This is a genomic window from Paenibacillus mellifer (assembly GCF_023195895.1).
GTDB classification, from domain to species: Bacteria; Bacillota; Bacilli; order Paenibacillales; family Paenibacillaceae; genus Fontibacillus; species Fontibacillus mellifer.
The window spans coordinates 243,349-268,022 of sequence record NZ_JALPRK010000002.1; the positions used below are offsets into that span (position 1 = coordinate 243,349).

The window sequence follows — 24,674 nt, forward strand, 5'->3', positions numbered from 1 at the left end:
CTGACGGTTTTTGGATTTACTACTTGGTTCCAGCTTCGGCAGGAGCAGGTCCGATACTCCGAGGATCGACAAAACCGTACCCTTTTTGTTCCAACTGAGTTAGCAGTTCATCCAGCGCTTCCACAGTCCAGGGTAACTCGTGCATTAGGATATTACTTCCCGCATGAAGCTGCTCGAGCACGTTGGCGATAACTGCGTCCGGTTTGTTTTTATTTTTACTGTCCCAATCAAGGGAACCGTTGGACCATGTCATGTAGATCAGCTCGTTATCGTCTGCAATTTGATGCGTTGTTTCGTTGCCCGATCCAAATGGCGGACGGAAAAAGCGAGGTGTTTCGCCGGTTGTTTCTTTAACGATAATTTGCACATCTTCGATCTGTTTGCGCATATTTGCGGCGGATTCTTTCTTTAGGTCGATGTGATCCCAGCTGTGGTTTCCAATCATTTGTCCGCGTTCTTGAATGCGTTGCAGAAGTTCGGGATGAGCTTTCACACGGTATCCATTCACGAAAAAGATTGCTTTCGCTTTGTGCTTGTCCAGGGTATCAATCAGTCCGTCGATCATTTCCTTTTCCTTCGGTCCATCGTCAAACGTAAGCAATACGACTTTCTTCTCTACACTGTCGTCGTTCGGGACAACATTGTAAGCCTTATTAATGTGGTACGTGAGCTGAGGCTCAGCCTTTTCGGGTGAGGTGCTCTCATTTTGATCCGCTCCGGCGGTCAGGTCGGATGAATCCGAAGTGCTTCCGGAGGTTACGCCTTGATCGGCTGGATCTGAACGGTCAAGCTGTTCGCTTGCCTGTCCAGATCCATTATTGCCGCCAGACGAAGTCACCTCGGTAGTGGGAGCGGCGTTTGGATTGGATGTGGCTTGATCTGTTTGTGCATCAATCTGGCCGCATGAGCTAAGAATAAGACAAGCGGCGGCGATGGGCAGGAGTTTCTTGTGAAGCAAAGGAGTCATCTCGCTTTCCTGTATTTATGCCGCATGAGTTTAAGGTAAACCGCGAACACTACAGATGATTTTAACATAACCAAGGAGGTTTTTTACGTGAAATCTTCCTCATTTTTAGGCGGGATTTTGGTCGGCGTCTTCGCCGCGATGTGGGCGTCCAGACGGAAGCAGAGCTTGATGTCGGTGATGAACGGCGCGGGGTCGGCTTTGAAGTTCGCCGGAATGACCTCGAATCGTCATGATGCTCCAACTGAAGACATTTCCGGGGCGTTAAAGACGGAAGTTCAGGCGTCCGATCATGGAACAAAGGCTAAAGGGGCGGACAACGCCCAGGTGTATCCCAGTTCCGGCACGGTATCAGCGGCCAGTTCGAATCATTCGAAGGAATACAGTCTGAAGCAACTGACTGACTTCATTAAAGGCGATGCCGATGTGCGCCGTGAAGTCGAGGCAATCCTCAAAGAAACGAATACACCTATACCGGGATTGTAAACGACCGCTTTACCTGCTTAAGAATCATTTTCCATCCCTTGCCTGGGGAGCGGAAAATGATTCTTTTTTGGTCTATTTTAAACGTGCATTTAGGGGGAATAAGTGATAACATACATACAAAGAACCATTTCCAGCACATTTAACAGCAGGTTTCATAATCTGTTATAACACGGCATAGAGAGAGGAGGATCCTGTATGAAGATCGAAAGACTAGGCCAGGATAAGGTACGGATTTTCCTCACGTTTGACGATTTGAGCGAACGCGGAATTCAGAAAGAGGACATGTGGCAAGAGATTCCCAAAGTTCATGACCTGTTCACCGAAATGATGGATCAGGCTTATAATGAAGTGGGCTTTGATGCCACCGGGCCTCTGGCTGTGGAAGTATTCGCACTTCCTGCACAAGGAATGGTCGTCATTGTAACGCGTGGCAAATACGATCACCATCAACACGGGATCGGCTCGCCTTATGAGGATGAACTGCCGGATGAAGTATATGAAATGGAAGTCACGCTGGAGCAAAGCGATACGATCCTGTATTCCTTTGACGATTTCGAAAATTTAATCGAAGCTGCGCATGTACTTAAGAACATGTTACAGAATGCCGGCAGACTGTATAAATATAATGGGAAATGGGTTCTTCAGCTGGAACCGGAAGAATTGGAGGAGGGGAAACACCCTGCTTTAATTGCGGTATTAGCTGAGTTTGGCGAAGCTACTTCGGTAACTACGGCGATGCTGGAAGAGTACGGGAATCTAATCATGGCCGACCACGCGGTGGACACGATATGCAGCCACTTCAAGCGCCAGGAGTAATTTGTACGAATCTTACGAAGTTAGACTCGTGAAACAAGATGAGAGAGAGACAAGAAACGGCAAGCGGCCAATAAGGGGGGATAACCGTTGCTCTTTTTCTCGATAGCAAGCGCAGCGGTAGCTCCCGGTATTGCACTGCTTACTTATTTTTATCTCAAGGACAAGTATGACGCAGAACCGCTGCATATGGTGATCCGAGTATTCCTGCTTGGTTTTCTGATCGTATTGCCAGTCATGATCATACAGCGGGGGTTAACGATTTGGCTGGGCGAAGGTCTGCTCGTTACGGCATTTGGCATTTCGGCTGGCGTAGAGGAAGTTCTAAAATGGTTCGTTCTGTTTCATATGATTTACAATCATACGGAGTTTGATGAGCCGTATGATGGGATTTTATATGCAGCGGCCATTTCACTAGGGTTTGCGACAGTCGAAAATGTATTGTATGCTTTCGCGAGTCATGCTTCGATTGGAACTTTGATCGTTCGGGCGCTGCTTCCGGTGTCCGGTCATGCGATGTTTGGGGTCATGATGGGGTATTACTTGGGTCGGGCCAAATTCTCGACAGGTTGGCAAAGTCGAAAGTTTTTGATGTATTCCCTGTTGTTCCCATTGTTTTGGCACGGGGTATACGACTGGATTTTAAACAATACGACCCAATATTGGATTTGGTTCATCGTGCCGCTCATGGCTTTCTTATGGTATGGTGGACTCGGCAAGATATACAGGGCCAATCACCGTTCCCCGTTCCGGTTGACGCCGGGGGCCAAGGGGCAAGATTAATTAATGGAGAATAGGGCATCCTAATTCTAGCGATTCATTTGTCTGCGCAGGGCAGGCCACGAATTGAAATAGAATGGGGGTGCCTTTTTTCGTGCGTGTCAAGGTCAGAATCACCTGTAAGGCTTGTGGCGAGCGGTTCGTGCTCCGCGGGAAGAAAGAACGCGGTCAAATCGACACCGGCTTCAAGCAATGCCTGTGCAACAATCAAAACGACTTCGAGATTGAAGAAGAAGCCCAATAACGTAAGGGTTATCGGAAATCGCTTTTTGAACTACCATTCAACTACTTCTATAATGCATAAAGTTCTTTCCTTCTTGTCACACTAATCCCAACCTAGTTGAAGAAGGGAGAGAGCATAAGCCCAATGTACAAACGACTGAGTGCGATCCTATTTCCGGTGACCGCTGTGCTGTTGATCGGCGCCCTGGTTTGGGGGTATCAAGAGAATCAGGAGAAGAACTCGATTCTAATTAAGGCGGAGAACCAATATCAGCGGGCTTTTCACGATTTGTCCTATCATGTGGACAAGCTGCATATGGAATTGGGCAACACCCTGGCGGTGAACTCGGCTTCCACCGGCGCGCAGCGCAAAGGTCTAGTTAATGTTTGGCGTATTACGAGTGAGGCGCAAAATGAAATTAACCAGCTGCCTTTAACGTTGCTCCCGTTTAATAAAACGGAAGAGTTCCTGTCGCGAATAGCAAAGTTCTCATATCAAACCGCCATTCGCGATTTGACCAAACAGCCGCTAAATAATAATGAAATGAAGAACCTGAAGGAGCTGTACAAAAGCTCGGCGCAAATCGCACAAGACCTGCAAGGGGTGCAAAACAAGGTCATCGCTAACCGACTCCGCTGGATGGACGTCGAGACAGCGCTGGCCAGCGAGAAAGAGCCACGGGACAATACGATCATCGACGGCTTTAAAACTGTGGACAAAAAAGTCGGTGAGTATCCAGAGCTAGATTGGGGACCATCCATCTCCAGCATGTACAATAAACGTTCGGTGAAGAAGTTGGGCGGAAAACCGATTACCGTGGAGGAAATCAAACGCAAAACGGCAGACTTTACGGGCGCTCAGAACGCAGGTGCAATCCAGGTCGTGGAGAACGGTAAGGGAACGGAGTGGGCATCTTATACAGCCAACCTGACTAACGGCAAAGGCGGGGAGACATGGTCGCTTGATTTCACACGCAACGGCGGGCATTTGATATCCTATGTCTACCATCGTCAAATCGGCCCCAAAGCCGTGGATGTAGGGACAGCGAAAGAACGAGCCAGCGAGTTTCTGCAAAACAAAGGTTATCCCGGGTTGACGGCCGTATCGTATGACGAGTTCGATAATGAAGGGAACTTTACTTTTGTCAGCAAACAAGGCGATGTGTTGATTTATCCGGAGAAAATTACGATCCGTGTCGCGCTGGACAACGGACAAGTTACCGGGCTGCAAGCCAGCGACTATGTCTATGAACGTGAAAGTCACGAGAAGGTCAGTAAGCCGAAGCTGACGCTGCAGCAGGCGCGTAAATTTCTGAACCCGGAATACAAAGAGAAATATCACCGCTTGGCGCTCATTGAGAACGAGCAATCCGAGAAGGTGCTAACCTATGAATTCGGAGGCTCGATCAACGGATCGCAATACAAAATCTATATCAACGCCGAGAACGGCAACGAAGAAATTGTCGAAGTGATTCGTAACCGCAAGAATAACGGCGCCACCCCTTCTTGAGGCGGTAAATAGCAAACAAAGGAATGTTCCGGTTGTCCGGAAGATTCCTTTTTGGCAGTACGCCCAGCATGGGCGTCATCTCTAGGGTGAAAGTCCCGAACGGGGGCTGGCGAGCGCCTACCGTAGCCAAGGGCAAGGGTGTCCGTCGCGAGGCGGAATCCGGAGGAAGCCGGAGGCAAAAGCACGGGCCAAGGTACACGAACTGGATTTGAGGCAGGATGAGATGGATGAGTTGCCTGCACACAACGAAATCCATAGCCGCCAAAGGTCTCATCCTGTAAACTCCAGTGGTCGCGGGCGGAAAGTTGACGTTCTTATCTGGGGAGGCCTGCGGGAGGAAAAAAAAAGCGAAGTCACTTCGTAACCGCAACCGAGAGGTTGCGCTGAACCCGCAGGAGTCATCAGAGGCCATAGTACGCAAATACGGGACGCCGGAAAGCGGAAGGGCCGAACCGAAAGGAGAGAGGAAACCGATGCGTTCGAGAGAAGAGCAAAGACGGCCGAATATCCCGCAAGGGAGCTGCCAGCAAAGAGAAGCGGTGAAGCCGTCAGGGTATGCTGGAGCGCCGAGTTCTTCACCGGCACAAGTCGCTCCTTCCTCTCGCGAAGCAAGTAACGACTTGTTGGAGCGAATGCTCGAAGGAGAGAACCTCAGACTCGCCTATAAGCGAGTGGTACAAAACGGAGGAGCCCCCGGCGTGGACCGTGTAACGGTAGCGGAGCTACAGGCTTACCTGAAAACACACTGGGATATGGATTTGGAAAAGTTCTTTGACCGGGTGAATCACGACATCCTCATGGCAAGAGTGGCAAGAAGAGTGACAGACAAGCGAGTCTTGAAGCTGATTCGGGCCTACTTGGAAGCCGGAATGATGGAAGGTGGCGTCTGCCAGAAGACGGACGAGGGGACCCCGCAAGGCGGCCCGCTCAGTCCGCTTCTGGCGAACATCTTACTCGATGATTTGGACAAAGAACTGACAAAGAGGGGATTGCGGTTTGTGCGATATGCGGACGACTGCAACATCTTTGTAGCGAGCAGGCGAGCAGGTGAACGAGTGATGGAATCGGTGACACGATTTGTGGAAGGAAAGTTGAAACTGAAAGTGAATCGGGACAAAAGTGCGGTGGATGGGCCATGGAACCGGAAGTTTCTTGGCTTTAGTTTCCTGTCGAATAAACAGGGAACGATTCGTTTGTCTCCCAAGACAATCTCTCGATTCAAGGAGAAGATCCGGGAGTTGACGAGCCGCACCCGATCGATTTCCATGGAGGAACGTATATCTAGATTGAATCGCTACCTCATGGGATGGATTGGATATTTCCGAATCGCATCGGCGAAGAGCCACTGTGAAAGATTCGACCAATACGAAAGGGCTGAAGAGTTTACTTTCTCGTTATTTAGAGCTTTGTTAACCTTTTGGAACCGCCGTATGCGGACCCGCATGTACGGTGGTGTGAGAGGACGGGGGTTAGTCACCCCCTCCTACTCGATTCACTCAGAATATTTAAAGTCCAGCCGGCGAGTTGCCGTGCTATAATCAGAAGGTAGCAAAACTACCATGGTATAGGACGGTGGGGAAACTTGTTTCCTAAAGTGAACGATCTCGTATACATTCAAGTCGCGTCGGAGGACAAGCCGAACGAAGAGAAGGAATGTAAATCACGGATCGCGGACGTGGAGGAAGAATCATTTTTGATCGAGGTGCCGATCGAGAGCGGAAGCGGACGCATCAAGAAGCTGTACATCGGGGACGAGTTATCCGTTTATTTCTTAACGGAATCCGGAGTGAAGAACTATTTTAATACATATGTGCTGGGTTTTGCCGACGACGTCGTTCAGTTGGTGCGGATTCGCAAGCCTGAGCCGGAAACGATTACGAAAATCCAACGGCGTCATTACTTGCGGGTGGTCGCAGAATTGGAAATCGCCCTTCAAATGAAGGACGGCGTCCGCTTCGTCACCCATACGGAGGATGTTGGCGGCGGAGGTGTTTCTTTTGGCTGCGGCAGTGAATTCAAGCTCGCCCAGGGGGATCAACTCTTCTGTTGGTTGTTAATCCCGTTTAAGAATGGTTCGATTGACCATGCGCCTTTTGAGGCTGAAGTCGTACGTACAAAGAAGCTGGATGCGGGGCGTACGATGGTGATGCTTAAATTCGTCAGCATCTCAGACCTGGAGCGCCAGAAGCTGATCCGGTATTGCTTCGAACGGCAGTTTGATTTCAAAAATCGCTGATTTTATTTAACGAACAACGTATTCCCGATTTCCCTATATGGATAAGCTAGATGTGACGCCGTCACTCTTACGTGCGTTGACGTGACTAGGGAGGGAATAATGTGAAACGACCACAGGATGATGAGATTTATACCGAACTGTTTCTGTCGTTTTCTGCAAAGGCGGAACATTGGCTGAAGCGAGGGGTACTGGTCTTATTGGCGGCTCTATGTTTGTTTCAGATCCTGCTGCGGATTCCGGAAATTCGCTATTTTCTTGCCTCGGCGGAAAAATACGAAGGGGTGCCGATTCACAGGGAGCAGGGCAAATAAACAGGGTAAAGCGAGTGTGATTCTTTTGCATCCCTTTGCTATCTGTGGTATAATTTTCACGTCGCAGGCAATGCCTGCTTTTTTCTTGAGGATTTGTTTTGAGGAGGAACCCCTTTGGCAACCGAGACGTCTACAACCCATGATAAAATCAACATCGCGATCGACGGTCCTGCGGGGGCAGGGAAAAGTACGATAGCCCGAATGGTTGCAGGCAGACTCCATTATGTTTATGTCGATACCGGGGCAATGTACCGGGCGGCCACATGGTTTTTTCTGCAACGGGGAATTGGACCTGAAGAAGTGGACAAAGTGCTGCGTTTCTTGCCTGATCTGGATATCGAATTATTGCCGGAAGAACAGGGACAACAGGTTCGGGTTAATGGTCAGGACGTAACGGAAGAAATTCGCACGTTGGCGGTTAATGCTCAGGTGTCCCGATATGCGCAAATCGAGGGGCTGCGCGAACGGCTTGTCTCTTTGCAGCGGCAAATGGCTTTGCGCAAAGGCGTCGTCATGGACGGACGCGATATCGGCACTTGCGTTTTACCTGATGCGGAAGTGAAGGTATTTATGACTGCGAGCGTCGAGGAACGGGCAAGCCGTCGGTACAAGGAAATGAAGGAACAAAACAAAATTTCCTTCGAAGAGCTCGTGCGGTCGATCGAAGAGAGGGACCGGCTGGACCGGGAGCGGGAGGTTTCCCCACTGCGCCAGGCGGAAGACGCTCAACTGCTGGATACGACGCAGATGTCCTTGGATGAGGTTGCCGACCATATCGTATCTTTGTGCAGAACTTATGGAAGTGAGAGTTGAGCCAGGATGATCTATCGTTTTTGTCGAAGCGTATTACGGATCCTCTACAAGCTGTTTTTTCGCCTCGAGGCGAGCGGCTTGGAGCATATCCCGAATGAGGGCGGAGTGCTTCTTTGCTCCAACCATATCACTTTGTTCGATCCACCAACCATCGGCATCATGTTGAAACGCAAGGTGCATTTTATGGCCAAACAGGAATTGTTTCAAATCATCGGTTTCGGTTGGCTGATCAGACAGCTTGGCGCTTTTCCCGTGAAGCGGGGTGGTGTAAGTAAAGAATCGATCAAAACCGCGTTGACCTTGCTTCGCAGCGGCCATGTGATGGGGATTTTCCCAGAAGGCCGGCGGGTGAAAGGGGCCGAGGAAAGCGTAGTCGGCAAGAAAGGGGCGGCGACCTTCGCGCTCCGCAGTGATGCTGCAGTGATCCCGGTCGCGATTATTGGCACTTATAAACTGTTTCAAAAAATGCGCGTCGTCTACGGACCCCCGGTTGATCTGACGGAGTTCAAGGAGAATGGCGGGCCAGTTGCGGCCGAGCGGGCCACGGATAAGATTATGTCCAGTATCGCCGAACTGAAGAAGCTTTAATTTCTCCAAGTCTTACATGGATATGATGCATGAAGGCTGAAGATATTTGGGAAGCTATGCCTTAGAGGTAAGTTTTGAACTTCGCTACAAGTGGAAGTTCGAAAAGTCAGAAGATTCGAAACCGAATCTGATTCTTGAGTTGCTTCGTGACCCCAAGCTGACTTTTTGAACAACCTTTGGGCGGGTTTAAATAAATGGGTTTTTGAATTGAGGAGGTTATTGACATGTCGGAAGAAACAAAAAATGTTCAAGAAGCTGCGGAAATCGCAAGCCAGAATGAGATGGAACAAATCGTCTCTTTGAAAAAAGGGGACACCGTCAAAGGAACGATCGTCAAAATCGAAGATAACCAAGCTTATGTAAGCATTGGATATAAATACGACGGTGTTATTCCTATCCGCGAGCTGTCCTCCGTACACCTGGACAACGCAGCTGATGCGGTTGCGGTCGGTCAGGAAGTAGAAACGAAAGTGGTCAGCATCGACGACGAGAAGGAGCGCCTGGTGCTTTCCAAACGCGCCATCGACAGCGAGAACGCTTGGGAAGAACTGGAGAAGAAGTTCGAAAGCGGCGAAACGTTCGAAGTGACTGTGGCTGACGTCGTTAAAGGCGGGATTGTCGCTGATGTAGGCGTTCGCGGCTTCATTCCGGCATCGATGGTGGAACGTCATTTCGTCGAGGATTTCAGCGACTATAAAGGCCGTATGTTGCGCGTGAAAGTGAAAGAACTCGACCGCGAGAACAACAAAGTGATCCTTTCCCAAAAAGATGTTCTTGATGAAGAGTTCGAAGCAAACAAGCTGAAACTCATGGGCGATTTGAAGGAAGGCCAAGTGCTGGAAGGTACAGTACAACGCTTGACTCAATTCGGTGCTTTTGTTGACGTAGGCGGCGTAGACGGATTGGTTCACGTATCCGAAATCGCTTGGAATCATGTCGACAAACCGGCTGACGTCTTGTCCGAAGGCGACAAAGTGAAGGTAAAGGTTCTTAAAGTCGATCCGGAGAAAGGCAAAATCAGCCTCTCCATCAAAGCGGCGCAACCTGGTCCTTGGGATACTGCAGCCGAACAATTCCATACCGGCGACATCGTTAGCGGCGAAGTAAGACGTCTAGTGAACTTCGGTGCTTTCGTGGAGATCGCGCCAGGGGTAGAAGGACTTGTTCATATCTCTCAAATTTCGCATAAACATATCGGTACTCCACATGAGGTACTGAAAGAGGGTCAAACGGTACAGGTGAAAGTGCTGGACGTAAACCCTAGCGAAAAACGCGTTAGCCTTAGCATCAAGGAAACGGAGGAAGCTCCTGCTCCTGCACCAAAGAGCGAAAGACCTTCCAAAGGCAGCAGCGTGAGAAAAGAAGACTTGGGCGACAACCCTAACGTATCGCTGAGCAACCAAGGCTTGAGCATCACTTTGGGCGAGCGCTTCGGCGACAAGCTCAGCAAACTGAAATAATCAGGTTTTTGTGGCTTGAACATCGGCGGACCCTGAAGAAGCGGGTTCGCCGTTTTTGTTGTTGATCCAGTTAGCCAAGTAAACGTTTTTTTGCTATGATGATTAACGTGTATTCGTATATAAACGAGTGAAACCTATATAGAGGAATAAGAACATGCAGTTGAATAAAACGAATTAGGAGGGATGTCTATGGCAAGACCCGTTGTGGCTATAGTTGGGCGGCCGAACGTAGGGAAATCCACGATCTTTAACCGAATTATTGGAGACCGTCTGGCGATTGTAGAAGACAAGCCGGGGATCACGCGAGATCGGATTTACGGCGCTTCGGAATGGAACGGGAAACCGTTCAGCATCATTGATACCGGGGGGATTGAGCTCGACGACGAGGAGCCGATTTTAAAGTCGATCCGGATGCAAGCCGAACTGGCCATCGAAGAGGCGGACGTCATCGTATTTATGTGCGACGCCAAGGCCGGAGTGACTTCATCGGATGAAGAGGTTGCCAATTTGCTCTATCGGTCGGGTAAGCCGGTTATCGTTGCCGTTAATAAAGTGGATAACATCGGCCGGATCGACAACATTTATGAGTTTTATAACTTGGGTTTTGGGGATCCGATTGGGGTCTCGGGGAGCCATGGTACCGGCGTTGGCGACCTGCTTGACGCGATTGCTGACAATCTGCCGGAGCTGGCGGATGACGAGTACGACGAAGATGTGATCCGTGTCGCTCTGATTGGCCGGCCGAACGTCGGGAAGTCCTCGCTGGTGAATGCGATTCTCGGTGAAGAGCGGGTCATTGTCAGCGATATCGCCGGGACCACTCGTGATGCGATCGATACGCCTTTCGAGAAAGATGGCCAGCGGTACGTCCTCATTGATACCGCGGGGATGCGCAAGCGTGGCAAGGTTTACGAAACAACGGAGAAGTACAGCGTCATGCGCGCGATGAAGGCGATTGAGCGGGCGGACGTGGTGCTGGTGCTGATCAACGGCGAAGAGGGGATCATTGAGCAGGATAAGCATATCGCCGGATATGCTTATGAAGCGGGTAAGGCTTCTCTTTTCGTCGTCAATAAGTGGGATGTAGTCGAGAAAGACGATAAAACCATGCACCAATTTGAGCAAAAGATTCGCGATCACTTCTTGTTCATGACGTACGCACCGGTCGTCTTTTTGTCGGCCAAAACGAAGCAGCGCTTACATAAACTGCTGCCGGTCGTTCAGCATGTGGCGGATCAACATTCGAAACGCGTCCAAACCCATCTGTTGAATGATGTGGTGTCCGATGCAATTGCGATCAATCCTCCGCCTACGGATAAAGGTCGGCGTATGCGGATTAATTATGTGACGCAAGTCGCGGTCAAACCGCCAACGATTGTGGTGTTCGTTAACGATCCGGAACTGATGCATTTCTCCTATGAAAGGTATTTGGAGAATAAGATTCGGGCCGCATTCGATTTCGAAGGAACGCCAATTCGGTTATTTACGCGGCGTAAGTCTGATGAAGGTTAGGGGAGAATAAGGTGATTTTACCCGTCATTGCTGTAATTCTTTGTTACATGCTTGGTTCGATCAGCTTTAGTGTGGTGTTGGCAAAGGCTTTGAAAGGCATCGATATTCGTCAGCATGGCAGCGGAAACGCAGGGGCGACGAACACGCTTCGCGTACTCGGCAAAGGCCCGGCGATTCTCGTTCTGGCACTTGACGTCCTGAAGGGCATCGCTGCCGTATGGATCGGTCGCTGGCTAGGCGACGGCGTAGAATGGACGGCGGCGCTGAGCGGTATCGCGGCTATCATAGGTCACAATTGGCCCGTGTATTTCCGTTTTCGCGGCGGGAAAGGGATCGCCACGACGATTGGCGTGATGGCCACCTTGTTTTTCTTCCCTGCGTTGTACGCGGGGATTATCGCGATATTATCGATCGTTATTACTCGGTATGTCTCGCTCGGTTCGCTAATCTTCGTCTTCTTGACACCTATTTTTCTGGCGGTCTCCGGCGAATTCGGCCCTTATTTCTGGACGAGTCTCATTATCTGCGTATTCGCTTTCTGGAGACATCGCACGAATATCGTGAAAATCGTGCACGGCAAAGAAAATAAGCTGGGTTCCAAAGGAGGAGATCGCGTTGTCTAATAAAGCCGCCGTGCTGGTGGCGGGCAGTTGGGGAACGGCACTTGCCAGCGTGCTCGCCGACAAAGACATGGAAGTCGCCTTGTGGACACGTAATGTAGTACAGCAAGAGGAAATCAATACGAAACACCGGAATGAGCGGTTTTTGCCCGGAGTCGATCTCTCGCCACGGCTGGCCGCAACTACTGATCTGGAGGCAGCGGTTCGCGGGGCGAAAGCTGTAGTGATGGTCACGCCGTCTTCGGCCGCACGCGAGGTGGCGCGGGCGTTAAAGCCCTTCTGGCACGAGGATATGCTGGTGGTGCACGCCACCAAAGGTTTCGAGATCGAAAGTATGAAGCGGATATCGACAGTGATTGCCGAGGAGCTCGGCTGTGATGAGGGACGGATCGTTGTATTGTCCGGGCCGAGCCATGCAGAGGAAGTGGTTAACCGCTGCCCAACTACGGTGGTCGTAGCTTCCCAAATCGCAGCCCAGGCGGAGCTGGCGCAGGACCTGTTCATGAACCCTTATTTCCGGGTATACACGAACCGGGATATGGTGGGAGTAGAACTCGCCGGAGCACTAAAGAACATCATCGCACTTGGCGCAGGGATGTCCGACGGTTTGGGCTACGGGGACAACGCTAAGGCAGCGCTGCTTACTCGCGGACTCGCCGAAATTACTCGGGTCGGCGTTGAAATGGGGGCCAATCCGCTGACGTTCGCTGGGTTGGCCGGGATCGGCGACCTTGTCGTAACTGCGACCAGCCGACATAGCCGCAATTGGAGAGCCGGGTTTATGTTAGGCGAAGGTAAGCCGCTGGAAACCGTGTTAAGCCAGATGGGCATGGTGGTGGAAGGCATCCGTACTACGAAGGCCGCACACGCCATCTCTGAGAAATATCAGGTGCAAATGCCGATTGCCGCACAGTTATATCATGTCCTGTTCGAAGGTCTGGATCCACGCACCGCGGTTGAGGCGCTGATGGGGCGTGACCGGAAAACGGAGATGGAAGTCATGTCCCTAGAAACCTGGGAACAATGGCACACTTGATAGGAAGTTCAAAAGTCGTCTTTTGATCACGAAGCGTATGCACAGAAGCGGATTCGGCGTCGAATCTTGAATTCAGCCGGGCCTTCCGTTGCTCACGTAGGTCTACCTACGCTCCGCTACTCAGTCCCAGTGAAGCGGACTCGTGATGAGCCCGTTTTGGATGCGGGATATCACCTTTGCTAGCGCCTCCTCATACATTGGTTGAAGAGGACAGCGGAGGAGGCGAAAGCGTGAGCAAAATATCCAAAGAGGCCCTGAATGCCATCAACAAAAAGGCGGGTAAAGCCATCTCGGAAGGTTCGGTCAAAAAGCTGGCCAGCACCGTTAAACCGTCGACGATGCAAAATGAAGCCGAGCTGCGGAAGCTGATTAAGCAGGTATCTACGATGGCGAAAGTCCCCGTGTCGGAGAACACGATTCAGGAGATTGTGAACGCCGTAAAAAAGAGCGGCATGAATCCATCCAATATGGAAGCCTTGATGAAATTAATGATCAAAAAATAATCGAGTGTTATCCTTGTTGCCCCTAAGCTCTGCGGTCATTTGCCGCGGGGCTTTATTTAGTTTGAGCCCGCTTTGCAAATCCTGGGGGGACGTAGCCTGAATAGCGGCATAATGCTATAATATGGATCATATTAAAGCAAAAAAATATTAGGAGATTCGAACACATGGATGCAATGACGAAGATGTGGTTGTCGATCGCGGCGGTGTTGATCATGGGGATTTCGGTCTTTTTGATCACATTTGCCCGAACGAAAACGAGAGGGATCGTCCGGGGAATTTTATCGCTGCTCGCCTTTTTTATTATGTTGGCGGGTTTCTTGACCGGGCTTGTGTCGATTACTTGAAAGGTACCTTCACACCACGGAACCCAAGAGAAGAGGAAGATATATGCAACAGCAAGAAAGCAAGGCATATGCCGCATTAACGGAGGCATTATGCAAACTCGCCGCTAGCTGTGAGGAGGTAGACGGCGCCTGGCTGCTGGGTGGCAGCTGCGGATTGTGGCTGCAAGGAGTTACGCTCGCGGCGGCACCACGGGATATCGATATCTATGCCGATCTCGCGACCGCTGGCCAACTGCACGAGAAGCTACAGCGGTTTGCGACAGATGAACCGCGACATGATCGGAGTGGGTTATACACCTCACATTTAAGCCACTACCGCATTGAGGAGTCAACGGTGGAGCTGGTAGGCGGATTTGAGGTCCATACTTCTGGAGCATATTACCGGACCGAAGTTGGGGTGTTATTGGCGCGGGCGGCTCAGCGTGTGACAATTCGGGACACAACTTTTGCGGTTATGCCGTTAGCTCATGAGTTGGTGTTTAATCTCTTGCGGGAGCGTCCGGATCGCTATCTTCCGATCGCAGGTAGGATTCGCCAGGCGCCGGGTCGGCACCTGGCGCTGTTGGACGAGTTGCTGACACGAAATGAGTGGTCGGCTGATTTGATCGGACGTATGGCGGAGCTGTTGGATCAACCGCTGCTCTCCCGGCCTTGGCGGGAATATCGCGGCGGGGAAGCTTAAGGCGCGTCATGGTAGGGCGAATCACGTTTCTGCCGTTAGGGAAAACCATTCAGGTCCGGCCGGGCACCAGCGTGCTCCGTGCTGCACGCGAGGCGAAAGTCCATATCGCAACCCGCTGCGGGGGGAATGCCGGGTGCTTGATGTGTAAAATTCAGGTCGATCCGGAGCAGGCTGCCGCGTTATCGCCGCCCAGCGATGCGGAGCGCCGCAAGCTAGGCCCTCTGCTAGAGCAGGGGGTTCGATTGGCATGCCAGGCGGGGGTTCGTGGGGAAGTGGCCGTGCGGCTGCCGGAGGACCCGCTTAAAGCGGCGATACGCAAGCAACTGGAACGACAGCGGGAAGACGAGGGGTTATGGTAAGTACGAAGGGGATAAGTGAGGATTACAACATGATGAATTTAATTCGTTTGAAACCGAATCGCGTGAGGTCGGCGCTTTTGGTAGTCATTTTAGCGATGATGATGACTTTCCTGTTATCTGGGTGTTTGTATCGAGGGGACAGGCAGGTGGGTGGCCCCATTTCATATACGGAGAGCGTGGACCGCATACAGCGGGCTTTGGACCGCTTTCAGGAGGATAAGGGGATTCTGCCAATGATTACGGCCGGGGAGGAGACTCCGCGGTATGAGAAATATCGTATCGACTTGGACCAATTGAAGCGAGGGGGCTACTTGGAGGAACTCCCGGCGGCGGTTTTTGAGCAGGGCGGGAGTGTTTATTTTCTCGTTATCGATGAGGAAACCAACCCCACAGTCAAAGTTATGGATTTAAGCACGATGCAGAAAGTAAACGACGTACAGCGGAAAGTGTTAAGCTACCAATCGAGTCACGGAGGTGCTCTGCCGAGTAAGGCTGGCGAGGAGGCTTATCCGGGCTTATATACCGTTGACCTGCCTTTGCTGCAAGCCGAGAGCTTAGCCTTACCCAGCGTCTACTCCGGGGAGACGCTCCCCTTCCTGATGGATGCGGAGGGCAACGTATATGTGGATTATGCCTTCGATATCATGCAGGCTATCGATCAGTCCGGCAAGACCCCGCAGGGGGATGAGGACTTGCGAACTTGGCTTACGGACCGCTCGGCGTTTGTTCCGGTGAAGTCACTGCCTTACCGTTGGACCGGGAGTGAACCGGTTCCAGACGTCAGCTAATGAAGAAGTCTTTCGGATTCTTTCCGGAAGGCTTCTTTTTGCTATTGTACCGAATTTCGCAGCTTTTGTTCTTCCTTTCTCCGGGAGCGTCATACTTTTTCCGATAGACTCATACAAATGGGAGTATGGCGGTTAAGTGCCCGCCTTGTTCGGGTTGAATGAGCGGCCTCGCAAAAAAAACGGGCTTGGACGGTATTAACCGTCATATTCTCGCATCTGGTACATAAGATGTTACTAGTCCAAATGCATGTACGAGTTTACGCCGCTTCGTTCAGGTTCCTTCCACAGGTTTGCGGCGGCGGACACGGGCAAGAGGGGCTGCCGCTCCTGCCGTAGCAGCGAAGCCCAAAATCATGGTGAATCACGAAGCGGATGCTCACGGGGCATTTTTCCTTCGGCGAAATTTGAGGAGGGGATATCATTGGTATTGGAGAAAGTAGACATTTTTAAGGACATTGCCGAACGAACCGGAGGCGACATTTATTTGGGAGTCGTCGGTGCGGTCCGTACCGGGAAATCGACCTTTATTAAGCGTTTCATGGAAACGGTCGTTCTCCCGAACATCGCAAACGAAGCCGATCGGGTCCGCGCGGTAGATGAACTTCCGCAAAGCGCCGCCGGCAAAACCATCATGACAACCGAACCGAAGTTCGTCCCGAACAATGCGGTGCAAATCAAGGTGGCTGAAGGGCTCGAGGTCAACGTAAGACTCGTGGACTGCGTCGGATACGCCGTGGAAGGCGCAAAAGGCTACGAGGACGAAAACGGACCACGGATGATTTCCACGCCATGGTTTGAAGAACCGATTCCGTTCCAGGAAGCGGCGGAAATCGGGACGCGCAAAGTGATTCAGGAGCACTCCACCCTAGGTGTCGTTGTGACAACCGATGGAACGATCGCCGATATTCCGCGTTATTCTTATGTAGAGTCTGAGGAGCGGGTTATCGCCGAATTGAAGGAGGTCGGCAAGCCGTTTGTGCTGGTGATCAACTCGACCCGGCCGAACAGCGATGAGGCACAGCAGCTTCGCGGCGAGTTGGCCGCTAAGTATGATATTCCGGTCATTACGCTTAGTGCGGCAACGATGACGGAAGAAGACGTGACCGGCGTTCTCCGGGAAGTTCTATATGAATTCCCAGTACACGAAGTTAACGTCAATCTGCCTAGCTGGGTTATGGTGCTGAACGAGAATCACTGGCTGCGCAGCAATTATGAGAACTCCGTCCGCGATACGGTCAAGGACATTCGCCGTTTGCGCGATGTGGACCGAGTCGTCGGAAATTTCATGGAATACGATTTCATCGATCGGGCCGGACTCAGCGGACTCAATATGGGTCAAGGTGTAGCCGAGATCGATTTGTATGCACCGGATGATTTATACGATCGCATCCTGATGGAAGTGGTTGGTGTAGAAATCCGCGGGAAGGACCATTTGCTGCAGCTGATGCAGGAGTTTACGCATGCCAAACGGGAATACGACCGGTTCGCCGAAGCGCTTGAAATGGTCAAAACGACTGGTTATGGCATCGCCGCACCTACGCTGGCGGAAATGGCGCTGGATGAGCCAGAGCTCATTCGCCAAGGTTCCCGCTTCGGCGTAAGGCTGAAGGCGACAGCACCTTCGATTCATATGATCCGCGTCGACGTCGAGTCGGAGTTTGCGCCGATCATCGGGACCGAAAAGCAAAGCGAAGAGCTCGTCCGCTATCTGATGCAAGATTTCGAGAACGATCCGATCAAGATTTGGGAGTCCGATATTTTCGGCCGTTCCCTGCACTCCATCGTGCGCGAAGGCATCCAAGGCAAGATCGCTATGATGCCGGATAACGCCCGCTACAAGCTGCAGGAAACGCTGGGACGGATCATTAACGAAGGCTCCGGCGGCCTCATCGCCATCATTCTATAGACCTTCTCGGTGCTGAAAAGCCGACTTTTTAACCTGATTGAAACTCTTAATTCTTGGCAATTCCTCCTCAATGACCGCGCGCATGCTGATCCTAGCTGCGTGCGGTTGTTTTGTGGTTTGAGGGACGGATTCTCCCATTTTATAGTGCGAAATGAGGAAAAATCGCCGAGAAGCCTTGAAATAGCTTGAAATTATGTATAGGCTGTATTACTATAAATTTGTTCCGCGCCCCCGGAAAGCGCGATTTTATCGCTTTTTTGGGGAATTTGTACGTATTGAATTGCTTAAATCACGTATATTCTGCGGTAAAACGGAAACACAAATAGCAAGTGGTATTATTTTCCGTAGTGGGGAGGTGAATCACACATGAACAAATCCGATTTGATTTCTCAAGTAGCCGAAAGCACTGAGCTTTCCAAGAAAGACGCAACTAAAGCGGTTGACGCCGTTTTCGAAGCGATTTCCGAAGCGCTGCAAAACGGAGACAAAGTTCAACTGGTCGGCTTCGGCAACTTTGAAGTACGCGAGCGTTCCGCACGCAAAGGCCGCAACCCGCAAACCGGAGAGGAAATCGAAATCCCTGCGAGCAAGATCCCTGCTTTCAAACCAGGTAAAGCGCTCAAAGACGGAATTAAATAAAGATTTCTACATATCTTTCCGTGCAAAAGACCGTGGGCTTCTCGTTCACGGCTTTTTCTTTTCGCGGGAGGCGTAGATGGAGAGCAGTCTGTCAAATGACGAAGGGAGAGGCGCAGCCATCATGGATAACCAGCACAGCGGCGGAAACGATCAAGCGACAACCACAAGCGGTGACTATTTCGTGGTCAAGGCCAAGGAGCAAGGCGTTACGGTCATCGGGTTGACCCGGGGGAAGGATACGCGGTTTCACCACACTGAGAAATTGGACAAGGGCGAGGTGCTCATCGCCCAATTTACCGACCACACGTCGGCAGTCAAGGTTCGCGGCAAAGCACTCGTTTATACGAAACACGGGATGATCGATACGGAAGAATGATTTTCTATTCTGCAGGCATAGCCTGCTTTTTTTCTATGTAGAATGGGGTATAAGAAACTCTTGGACAGGGGGACTCCGCTGTCCGAGTGTACCTGAAGGGGGAGTGCCCCATGAAACGAAAGTTAACCATTCGGGCTATACTGCTTACATTCGGCTGTGCGCTGGCCATGGCGGGCGTGGCTTGGCTCAGCGAACACCCAGCCCAACCGCGGCAATCGACCACCGTGTTTGCCGGGCCTTCACCGATGGAGTTGAACGACGACAACCTGGTGGACGCCTTGGACCCGCTGCAGCTTCCGTTGCCGATCGCTAAGGTCGAGCTGAACCGGAACATTTTGTCCATCGACCTGAAAGTCGAAGGAGATCGGATGAGTACTGTTGAGGTTTACCGGGGAATGGCCGAAATGATCTCATTTGCTTTCGAACACACGAGTAATATCGACCAACTGCTGCTTCGCATGATGGCTGAGGACCGCTGGCTCGGTACCCAATATCTGCTCTTGGCCGCTGATGTCAGACGAAGCGAATTCTCGGCGGAGGAGTTGAACGCGCTGCGGCATGCCGGGAGCGGGGAGTTGCCTGAAGCCCTGCGGCTGCGGATGCGGGTGACGGAAACCCGGCTATGGAAATCGCGTTTTCTTGAAGAGTAGGACACTTGATTGTTCGATGTGTCGAATTCACGTCTAGCCTCTGTGCGCAGTGAAATAACATATGCTATAATAGACAAGATTGTGACAGCTTTATTACTGAAAGATCAGCGGCTCGGAGGCAAAGGATGAAACCTTATCGCATAACAGAATTGGCTAATAAATATGTCAGTTATGACATGATCACCGCATACACGGCGCTTCCGGAGTTTCCGGTGCCCCGTGTTCGTTTGCTTTATACGTTTTTAAACGAGCGGGAGGGCCGGTCGCCCGAGTCGGCGGAAACCTGCGCGCTAGCGGCCTTCCTCGTGCAGCTAGGGATGGATACCCATGACCGAATTGATCTGGCATCCGGACTCGGCGAAGCAACGCGGGCGATGCGTTCGCGTCAGCTCAAGGTGCTGGCCGGCGACTATTTCAGCGGCGTATTTTACCATTTGCTCGCGGGGGCCGGAGAGACGAATATGGTTCCTCTCATGAGTTCGGCAATCTGTGAGGTGAACCGCATGAAAGTCCAGCTGTACAGCAAATTGAAGCAGGTGGTATTGCCTGCAGAGGAGTACCTCAAGGAATGCGTCCATGTCAAAATGGGGCTTTTTCTTTCTTTTACGGAGCTGTTGGACAAGTCGGTGCAACAGGTGTGGCGGAAGCTGCTTGCAGAATTAAGCCGATGCGAGGTCATGCTGGATGAAATCCACGCTTCCTCTGAACTGCCGCACGATCGCAGAGGGTATGCTTACTTACGGATCATGGAAACAGGGTCTTCCGAGGATAAGGATACGCTGTCGGCGCGCAAAGTGGGTGAGCGCGATTGGACGCTGATGCTTGTGAAATACAATGTGAAGGAACAGTTGATGTCCATGCTGCACCAATCAGTGGATCATGTTCAATCGCTGCTCCATGAATGTAATAAAGAAACGGTACGAACTGAGCTCAAATCCATTCTAGAGCCATTTATCAACGTGCTGTCGCCGGCACGCCGTTCCGTGCAAGAAGGGTAGGGAGATAAGCAGATGAGTCAATCGTCTTCATCCGAGACCAAAGAACAGTTCGTTCACTCCGTATTCGAAAGCATTGCTCCGAAATACGATATGATGAACGACCTGCTCAGCTTCAGACGCCACAAAGCGTGGCGGAAATTCACGATGGCCAAAATGAATATGTCCCACGGGGATACGGCCCTTGATTTGTGTTGTGGCACCTGCGATTGGACGATAAGTATGGCTGAGGCCAGCGGAGGACCGATCGTTGGCTTGGACTTTAGCGAACAGATGCTGGAGTACGGTCGTCGCAAGGTCAGTGAACGCCATATGGATTCGACGATTTCCTTGATTCAAGGGAATGCGATGGAACTGCCGTTTGAAGACAATAAGTTCGACTACGCTACGATTGGCTTCGGTTTGCGGAACGTACCCGATTTGCGCCAAGTGCTGCAGGAAATGCAGCGCGTCGTGAAACCCGGAGGCAAGGTCATCTGCTTGGAATTGTCCAAGCCGACCTGGCAGCCGTTCAAAGGACTTTATTACTTTTACTTTCAGAAAATGCTTCCGATGCTTGGCAAGTTAGTAGCAAAACGGTATGAGCAGTACAAATGGCTCCCCGATTCCCTCGTTCAATTTCCCGGCAGAGTGGAGTTGGCGGAGGTCTTCCGTGAGACGGGGCTAGCCCAAGTCGAAGCGTATCCTTTAACCGGCGGGATCGCCGCCTTGCACATCGGAACGAAGGAGACGCAGCATGTTTAAGAAAATCGTGATTTTCCTGCAAATGATCAAATTTGAACATACGGTGTTTGCCTTGCCATTCGCTTTTATGGGTGCGTTACTTGGATCCGAAGCGATTAACCATGTACTGCCGTCTTGGGAACAGATCGGCTGGGTGTTGCTGGCTATGTTCGGCGCACGCAGCGCGGCAATGGGCCTGAATCGTCTGATCGACCGGGTCAGTGACGCCAAGAACCCTCGGACCGCTAACCGCGCAATTCCGGTGGGCCTTCTGAAAATTGGCGAAGTGGTGTTGTTCGTGATTGCTTCCTTTGCGCTGTTATTCTGGGCAGCCGCAGAGTTGCATCCACTGGCGCTTAAGCTGTTACCGATCGCTGTCATCATGCTGGTATTGTATTCGTACACAAAACGTTTCACCTGGCTCTGCCACGTTGTGCTTGGTTTGACAATCGCCCTGGCCCCGCTTGGCGGGTGGGCGGCCGTAACTGGACAAGTTGACTGGACAGCGATGGTCTTCTTCGCAACCATTACGTTCTGGATTGCTGGTTTTGATATTATCTATGCTTGTCAGGATGTGGAGTTCGACACGAAAGAAGGCCTTCATTCCATTCCTGTACGGTTTGGAGTTGCCAAATCGCTTAAAATCGCTCAAGCGTTTCATATCATCACCGCGATCGGTTTCATCGCTTTGCTGTTGATGACAGATTTGGGCTGGTGGTACATCGCGGGTATGGTTATCGCTTATATCATTTTGTTTTATGAGCATCATATCGTATCCCCTGGCGATCTCAGTCGCCTGCAAACCGCGTTTTTTACCATGAACGGCGTGCTTAGCATCGTAGTGTTTTCCTTCACATTGATTGATTTGGTGGTGCGTCATAACTAATGGATAAAGCAAAAATGATCGTCGTCGGCATTACAGGAGCCAGCGGTTCGATTTACGGGGTGAAGCTGGTCGAGACGTTATTAGGCATGAACTTCCTTGTGCATCTCGTCGTCTCCAATGCAGGGTGGCGAGTGATCAAGGAAGAACTGGGCTGGAACACGAGCGACCGAGAGGCTGCGCTGCAAGAACATTTCGGCGCGCTTCCCGGGAAGCTGGTGTATCATCCCATTGCCGATATCGGTGCCTCCATCGCCAGCGGCTCTTTTCTCACCCATGGTATGATCGTGATGCCTTGCTCGATGGGGACCCTGTCTTCGATCGCAAACGGAACATCGGACAACCTGATCGCACGGGCAGCCGACGTCATGCTGAAGGAAGGCCGGCCGCTTGTGCTGGTACCTCGCGAAACGCCGCTGCATGCTATCCATCTGGAGAACATGCTGAAGCTGGCAAGACTCGGTGTGCGGATGATTCCAGCGATGCCGGCATTTTATTTCGGGCCGCAGACGATTGACGATCTAGTCGCGTTTCTAGTCGGCAAAGTGCTCGATAGTCTGGGGATTGAGCACGCGTTATTCAGAAGATGGGGGGATCAAGATGAACAGCAGGGAGAATAAAGACATCCTCATCGGTAAAATCAGATATAGCAACGTTTGGCCCGTATTTCACTATTTCGACGTCACGCGCCTGCCGCAAGCAAGTCAACTGGTCACCGAGGTGCCTTCGAAGCTAAACCGCCGGATGATCGGCGGCACGCTCGATATTTCCCCGGTGTCTTCTTTTGCTTACGGGTATGGTTCGGATCGCTTTCTGCTTCTACCGGATCTTTCGGTCAGCTCGAATGGACCCGTGAATTCGATTTTATTATTCACGCGAAAGCCGCCGGAGCAAATCGCGAACGGGCGGATCGCGCTTACGAATACTTCGGCTACATCAGTGAACCTGTTGAAAATCATCATGGAGAAGGCCTATGACGGCAAGCCGCAATACTGGGACAGCGAACCTGACCTGGATGCGATGATGGCCGAAAGTGACGGCGCACTGTTGATCGGCGATCACGCGATTCAGGCATCCTGGCGGGATCATGGTTATATCGTCACCGATTTGGGGGAAGTTTGGAAATCATGGACCGGTTATGGTATGACATTTGCGGTTTGGGCCGTTCAGAGAGAGTTCGCCGGAGCCAATGGTGACTATTTGGCCGAAGTGACGGAAGCCTTTGTGGATAGCAAACGTAAGAGCTTAACCGACGTATCCCCGCTCGTAGCCAAAGCCTGCGCGGAGATCGGCGGCACGGTGGATTATTGGAGACATTATTTTACGCAAAACATTCGTTATGATTTTAACGAATCGCACCGTCATGGACTTTCCTTGTATTTTGATTATGCCTACGAAATGGGCCTGCTGGACCATCAGGTAGAGCTGGAGATTTGGAGTCACAATTCGCTGACACGGGTGAAAGAATGAAACTACTGGATATTTTCGGTGCACTAAAAAAAGATATGGATTATATCGAACGGCAGCTGTACCGGAGCATCGACGGCGATGACGAGTTGCTGAGCGAAACGTCCCTGCACCTGCTAAAAGCAGGCGGCAAACGGCTGCGACCGATCTTCGTGCTGCTTGGCGGGAAGTTTGGGAATTACGATCTGCAGAAACTGCAATATATTGCAGTGCCGCTGGAGCTCATCCACTCGGCGTCCCTTGTCCATGACGATGTCATCGATGATGCGGATACGCGACGGGGCAAAGCAACGGTCAAGTCGAAATGGGATAACCGGATCGCCATGTATACCGGCGACTACATTTACGCTAAAGCGCTGATGCAGGTATCCGAGCTGGGGAATCCATACATACACCGCATTCTGGCCAAAGCGATGGTTCAGATGTCGATCGGGGAAATGGAACAGATTCGGGATTTTTTCAACACGGAGCAAAGCGTACGCAATTATTTACTTCGCATTCGCCGTAAAACCGCCCTGCTGATCGCCATCAGCTGCCAGCTGGGAGCGATGGCGGCGGATGCCCCGGACAAGGTGAACGCTCTTCTGTACCGGTACGGTTATAACGTCGGTATGGCCTTCCAAATTCGCGATGATCTGCTCGATTTGTTTGGTACCGAGAAGTCGATTGGGAAACCTCCGGGCAGCGATATGCGGCAAGGCAATATCACGCTCCCCGTCCTCTTCGCCCTGCAGGAGCCAGGGCTGAGAGAGCCGCTGCTGCGGGAAATCCGCGGCATCCAGGCCGGGGATGGAAGCGGAGAGGTATCTCGGGCCATCGAAATGATCCGGACTAGTCCCGGGATTGGAAAAGCAGAGGAGCTGGCAGACCGTTTTATCGCGAAGGCGCTCGAGGCGCTGCAGCAGCTGCCGGTATCGGCGGCCCGCTCCCATTTGGAGGACATCGCGGAGTTTGTTAATAAACGCTCCTATTAAATCTTGACGCTTTACCGACTTCGTAAGAATCTGG

General features: G+C 51.5%; 30 protein-coding genes. 29 read left to right on the plus strand and 1 reads right to left on the minus strand.

Annotation, left to right across the window (positions count from 1 at the left end; all coding sequences use genetic code 11):
• Positions 1 to 19: 19 nt before the first annotated feature.
• Positions 20 to 967 carry a polysaccharide deacetylase family protein gene (locus M0651_RS03865; protein WP_248550520.1) on the minus strand — a complete coding sequence of 316 codons (948 nt, stop codon included), beginning with the start codon at positions 965 to 967 and terminating at the stop codon, positions 20 to 22.
• A gap of 87 nt (positions 968 to 1,054) precedes the next feature.
• Here M0651_RS03865 and M0651_RS03870 point away from each other — a divergent pair, with 87 nt between their 5' ends.
• The 29 genes from M0651_RS03870 (at position 1,055) to M0651_RS04010 (ending at position 24,640) form a co-directional block, all read left to right on the plus strand.
• On the plus strand, positions 1,055 to 1,450 hold the full coding sequence (locus M0651_RS03870; RefSeq protein ID WP_248550521.1) for a hypothetical protein: 396 nt from the start codon (positions 1,055 to 1,057) through the stop codon (positions 1,448 to 1,450).
• A 195-nt stretch (positions 1,451 to 1,645) separates the two neighbouring features.
• Positions 1,646 to 2,266 (plus strand): genetic competence negative regulator, encoded by a 621-nt coding sequence (locus tag M0651_RS03875; RefSeq protein WP_248550522.1) that lies wholly within the window; start codon positions 1,646 to 1,648, stop codon positions 2,264 to 2,266.
• An 87-nt stretch (positions 2,267 to 2,353) separates the two neighbouring features.
• A complete protein-coding gene (gene prsW / locus M0651_RS03880; RefSeq protein ID WP_248550523.1) occupies positions 2,354 to 3,046 on the plus strand; it encodes a glutamic-type intramembrane protease PrsW in 693 nt (230 codons plus the stop codon).
• A gap of 91 nt (positions 3,047 to 3,137) precedes the next feature.
• Positions 3,138 to 3,287: a hypothetical protein gene (locus M0651_RS03885; RefSeq protein ID WP_248550524.1), complete on the plus strand. Its 150-nt coding sequence runs from the start codon at positions 3,138 to 3,140 to the stop codon at positions 3,285 to 3,287.
• A 123-nt stretch (positions 3,288 to 3,410) separates the two neighbouring features.
• Positions 3,411 to 4,775: a germination protein YpeB gene (ypeB, locus tag M0651_RS03890; RefSeq protein ID WP_248550525.1), complete on the plus strand. Its 1,365-nt coding sequence runs from the start codon at positions 3,411 to 3,413 to the stop codon at positions 4,773 to 4,775.
• Between the two features lie 473 nt (positions 4,776 to 5,248).
• Positions 5,249 to 6,313, plus strand: coding sequence for a reverse transcriptase domain-containing protein (locus tag M0651_RS03895; RefSeq protein ID WP_248550526.1), 1,065 nt, complete (start codon positions 5,249 to 5,251; stop codon positions 6,311 to 6,313).
• Positions 6,314 to 6,357: 44 nt separating this feature from the next.
• A complete protein-coding gene (locus M0651_RS03900) occupies positions 6,358 to 7,011 on the plus strand; it encodes a flagellar brake protein (protein WP_248550527.1) in 654 nt (217 codons plus the stop codon).
• 101 nt (positions 7,012 to 7,112) lie between these two features.
• Complete coding sequence (locus M0651_RS03905; RefSeq protein WP_248550528.1) at positions 7,113 to 7,322, plus strand: hypothetical protein; 210 nt, start codon at positions 7,113 to 7,115, stop codon at positions 7,320 to 7,322.
• Positions 7,323 to 7,436: 114 nt separating this feature from the next.
• Positions 7,437 to 8,135 (plus strand): (d)CMP kinase, encoded by a 699-nt coding sequence (gene cmk, locus M0651_RS03910; protein WP_248550529.1) that lies wholly within the window; start codon positions 7,437 to 7,439, stop codon positions 8,133 to 8,135.
• Between the two features lie 6 nt (positions 8,136 to 8,141).
• The gene (locus M0651_RS03915; protein WP_248550530.1) at positions 8,142 to 8,723 is read left to right on the plus strand and encodes a lysophospholipid acyltransferase family protein; all 582 of its coding nucleotides are present in this window, start codon (positions 8,142 to 8,144) and stop codon (positions 8,721 to 8,723) included.
• 224 nt (positions 8,724 to 8,947) lie between these two features.
• Positions 8,948 to 10,183: a 30S ribosomal protein S1 gene (gene rpsA / locus M0651_RS03920; RefSeq protein WP_248550531.1), complete on the plus strand. Its 1,236-nt coding sequence runs from the start codon at positions 8,948 to 8,950 to the stop codon at positions 10,181 to 10,183.
• A gap of 189 nt (positions 10,184 to 10,372) precedes the next feature.
• Entirely contained in the window at positions 10,373 to 11,695 is a 1,323-nt protein-coding gene (gene der / locus M0651_RS03925; RefSeq protein WP_248550532.1) for a ribosome biogenesis GTPase Der, read from the plus strand.
• An 11-nt stretch (positions 11,696 to 11,706) separates the two neighbouring features.
• A complete protein-coding gene (gene plsY / locus M0651_RS03930) occupies positions 11,707 to 12,318 on the plus strand; it encodes a glycerol-3-phosphate 1-O-acyltransferase PlsY (RefSeq protein WP_248550533.1) in 612 nt (203 codons plus the stop codon).
• Positions 12,311 to 13,351, plus strand: coding sequence for an NAD(P)H-dependent glycerol-3-phosphate dehydrogenase (locus tag M0651_RS03935; RefSeq protein ID WP_248550534.1), 1,041 nt, complete (start codon positions 12,311 to 12,313; stop codon positions 13,349 to 13,351). Before plsY ends, M0651_RS03935 begins: the two co-directional genes overlap by 8 nt.
• 230 nt (positions 13,352 to 13,581) lie before the next feature.
• Positions 13,582 to 13,854 carry a stage VI sporulation protein F gene (locus M0651_RS03940; RefSeq protein WP_248550535.1) on the plus strand — a complete coding sequence of 91 codons (273 nt, stop codon included), beginning with the start codon at positions 13,582 to 13,584 and terminating at the stop codon, positions 13,852 to 13,854.
• 164 nt (positions 13,855 to 14,018) lie between these two features.
• Entirely contained in the window at positions 14,019 to 14,198 is a 180-nt protein-coding gene (locus M0651_RS03945; protein WP_248550536.1) for a DUF2768 family protein, read from the plus strand.
• Positions 14,199 to 14,241: 43 nt separating this feature from the next.
• A complete protein-coding gene (locus M0651_RS03950; protein ID WP_248550537.1) occupies positions 14,242 to 14,880 on the plus strand; it encodes a nucleotidyltransferase family protein in 639 nt (212 codons plus the stop codon).
• 8 nt (positions 14,881 to 14,888) lie between these two features.
• The gene (locus tag M0651_RS03955) at positions 14,889 to 15,239 is read left to right on the plus strand and encodes a 2Fe-2S iron-sulfur cluster-binding protein (protein ID WP_248550538.1); all 351 of its coding nucleotides are present in this window, start codon (positions 14,889 to 14,891) and stop codon (positions 15,237 to 15,239) included.
• 101 nt (positions 15,240 to 15,340) lie between these two features.
• Entirely contained in the window at positions 15,341 to 16,027 is a 687-nt protein-coding gene (locus tag M0651_RS03960; protein WP_504928344.1) for a YphF family lipoprotein, read from the plus strand.
• A 427-nt stretch (positions 16,028 to 16,454) separates the two neighbouring features.
• Positions 16,455 to 17,933, plus strand: coding sequence for a stage IV sporulation protein A (spoIVA, locus tag M0651_RS03965; RefSeq protein WP_248550623.1), 1,479 nt, complete (start codon positions 16,455 to 16,457; stop codon positions 17,931 to 17,933).
• A gap of 366 nt (positions 17,934 to 18,299) precedes the next feature.
• Positions 18,300 to 18,572 carry a non-specific DNA-binding protein Hbs gene (hbs, locus tag M0651_RS03970; RefSeq protein WP_059043418.1) on the plus strand — a complete coding sequence of 91 codons (273 nt, stop codon included), beginning with the start codon at positions 18,300 to 18,302 and terminating at the stop codon, positions 18,570 to 18,572.
• A gap of 121 nt (positions 18,573 to 18,693) precedes the next feature.
• Complete coding sequence (mtrB, locus tag M0651_RS03975; protein WP_155605369.1) at positions 18,694 to 18,948, plus strand: trp RNA-binding attenuation protein MtrB; 255 nt, start codon at positions 18,694 to 18,696, stop codon at positions 18,946 to 18,948.
• A 110-nt stretch (positions 18,949 to 19,058) separates the two neighbouring features.
• Complete coding sequence (locus M0651_RS03980; RefSeq protein WP_248550539.1) at positions 19,059 to 19,598, plus strand: hypothetical protein; 540 nt, start codon at positions 19,059 to 19,061, stop codon at positions 19,596 to 19,598.
• 125 nt (positions 19,599 to 19,723) lie between these two features.
• Positions 19,724 to 20,596 carry a heptaprenyl diphosphate synthase component 1 gene (locus M0651_RS03985; RefSeq protein ID WP_248550540.1) on the plus strand — a complete coding sequence of 291 codons (873 nt, stop codon included), beginning with the start codon at positions 19,724 to 19,726 and terminating at the stop codon, positions 20,594 to 20,596.
• A gap of 12 nt (positions 20,597 to 20,608) precedes the next feature.
• Positions 20,609 to 21,337, plus strand: a complete 729-nt coding sequence (locus M0651_RS03990) for a demethylmenaquinone methyltransferase (protein ID WP_248550541.1) — start codon at positions 20,609 to 20,611, stop codon at positions 21,335 to 21,337.
• A complete protein-coding gene (locus M0651_RS03995) occupies positions 21,330 to 22,202 on the plus strand; it encodes a UbiA-like polyprenyltransferase (RefSeq protein ID WP_248550542.1) in 873 nt (290 codons plus the stop codon). Before M0651_RS03990 ends, M0651_RS03995 begins: the two co-directional genes overlap by 8 nt.
• A complete protein-coding gene (locus tag M0651_RS04000; protein ID WP_248550543.1) occupies positions 22,202 to 22,819 on the plus strand; it encodes a UbiX family flavin prenyltransferase in 618 nt (205 codons plus the stop codon). Before M0651_RS03995 ends, M0651_RS04000 begins: the two co-directional genes overlap by 1 nt.
• Complete coding sequence (locus tag M0651_RS04005; protein WP_248550544.1) at positions 22,800 to 23,669, plus strand: menaquinone biosynthesis protein; 870 nt, start codon at positions 22,800 to 22,802, stop codon at positions 23,667 to 23,669. Before M0651_RS04000 ends, M0651_RS04005 begins: the two co-directional genes overlap by 20 nt.
• A complete protein-coding gene (locus tag M0651_RS04010; RefSeq protein ID WP_248550545.1) occupies positions 23,666 to 24,640 on the plus strand; it encodes a polyprenyl synthetase family protein in 975 nt (324 codons plus the stop codon). The genes M0651_RS04005 and M0651_RS04010 overlap by 4 nt, the downstream gene beginning before the upstream one ends.
• Positions 24,641 to 24,674: the final 34 nt, after the last annotated feature.

Bases quoted from the DNA above. Each gene is read 5' to 3' on its own strand.
- M0651_RS03865 (WP_248550520.1), bottom strand. From the start codon at position 967: ATGACTCCTTTGCTTCACAAGAAACTCCTGCCCATCGCCGCCGCTTGT.
- M0651_RS03875 (WP_248550522.1), top strand. From the start codon at position 1,646: ATGAAGATCGAAAGACTAGGCCAGGATAAGGTACGGATTTTCCTCACG.
- ypeB (WP_248550525.1), top strand. From the start codon at position 3,411: ATGTACAAACGACTGAGTGCGATCCTATTTCCGGTGACCGCTGTGCTG.
- M0651_RS03895 (WP_248550526.1), top strand. From the start codon at position 5,249: ATGCGTTCGAGAGAAGAGCAAAGACGGCCGAATATCCCGCAAGGGAGC.
- M0651_RS03915 (WP_248550530.1), top strand. From the start codon at position 8,142: ATGATCTATCGTTTTTGTCGAAGCGTATTACGGATCCTCTACAAGCTG.
- rpsA (WP_248550531.1), top strand. From the start codon at position 8,948: ATGTCGGAAGAAACAAAAAATGTTCAAGAAGCTGCGGAAATCGCAAGC.
- der (WP_248550532.1), top strand. From the start codon at position 10,373: ATGGCAAGACCCGTTGTGGCTATAGTTGGGCGGCCGAACGTAGGGAAA.
- M0651_RS03945 (WP_248550536.1), top strand. From the start codon at position 14,019: ATGGATGCAATGACGAAGATGTGGTTGTCGATCGCGGCGGTGTTGATC.
- M0651_RS03950 (WP_248550537.1), top strand. From the start codon at position 14,242: ATGCAACAGCAAGAAAGCAAGGCATATGCCGCATTAACGGAGGCATTA.
- M0651_RS03955 (WP_248550538.1), top strand. From the start codon at position 14,889: ATGGTAGGGCGAATCACGTTTCTGCCGTTAGGGAAAACCATTCAGGTC.
- M0651_RS03960 (WP_504928344.1), top strand. From the start codon at position 15,341: ATGACTTTCCTGTTATCTGGGTGTTTGTATCGAGGGGACAGGCAGGTG.
- hbs (WP_059043418.1), top strand. From the start codon at position 18,300: ATGAACAAATCCGATTTGATTTCTCAAGTAGCCGAAAGCACTGAGCTT.
- mtrB (WP_155605369.1), top strand. From the start codon at position 18,694: ATGGATAACCAGCACAGCGGCGGAAACGATCAAGCGACAACCACAAGC.
- M0651_RS03980 (WP_248550539.1), top strand. From the start codon at position 19,059: ATGAAACGAAAGTTAACCATTCGGGCTATACTGCTTACATTCGGCTGT.
- M0651_RS03985 (WP_248550540.1), top strand. From the start codon at position 19,724: ATGAAACCTTATCGCATAACAGAATTGGCTAATAAATATGTCAGTTAT.
- M0651_RS03990 (WP_248550541.1), top strand. From the start codon at position 20,609: ATGAGTCAATCGTCTTCATCCGAGACCAAAGAACAGTTCGTTCACTCC.
- M0651_RS03995 (WP_248550542.1), top strand. From the start codon at position 21,330: ATGTTTAAGAAAATCGTGATTTTCCTGCAAATGATCAAATTTGAACAT.
- M0651_RS04000 (WP_248550543.1), top strand. From the start codon at position 22,202: ATGGATAAAGCAAAAATGATCGTCGTCGGCATTACAGGAGCCAGCGGT.
- M0651_RS04005 (WP_248550544.1), top strand. From the start codon at position 22,800: ATGAACAGCAGGGAGAATAAAGACATCCTCATCGGTAAAATCAGATAT.
- M0651_RS04010 (WP_248550545.1), top strand. From the start codon at position 23,666: ATGAAACTACTGGATATTTTCGGTGCACTAAAAAAAGATATGGATTAT.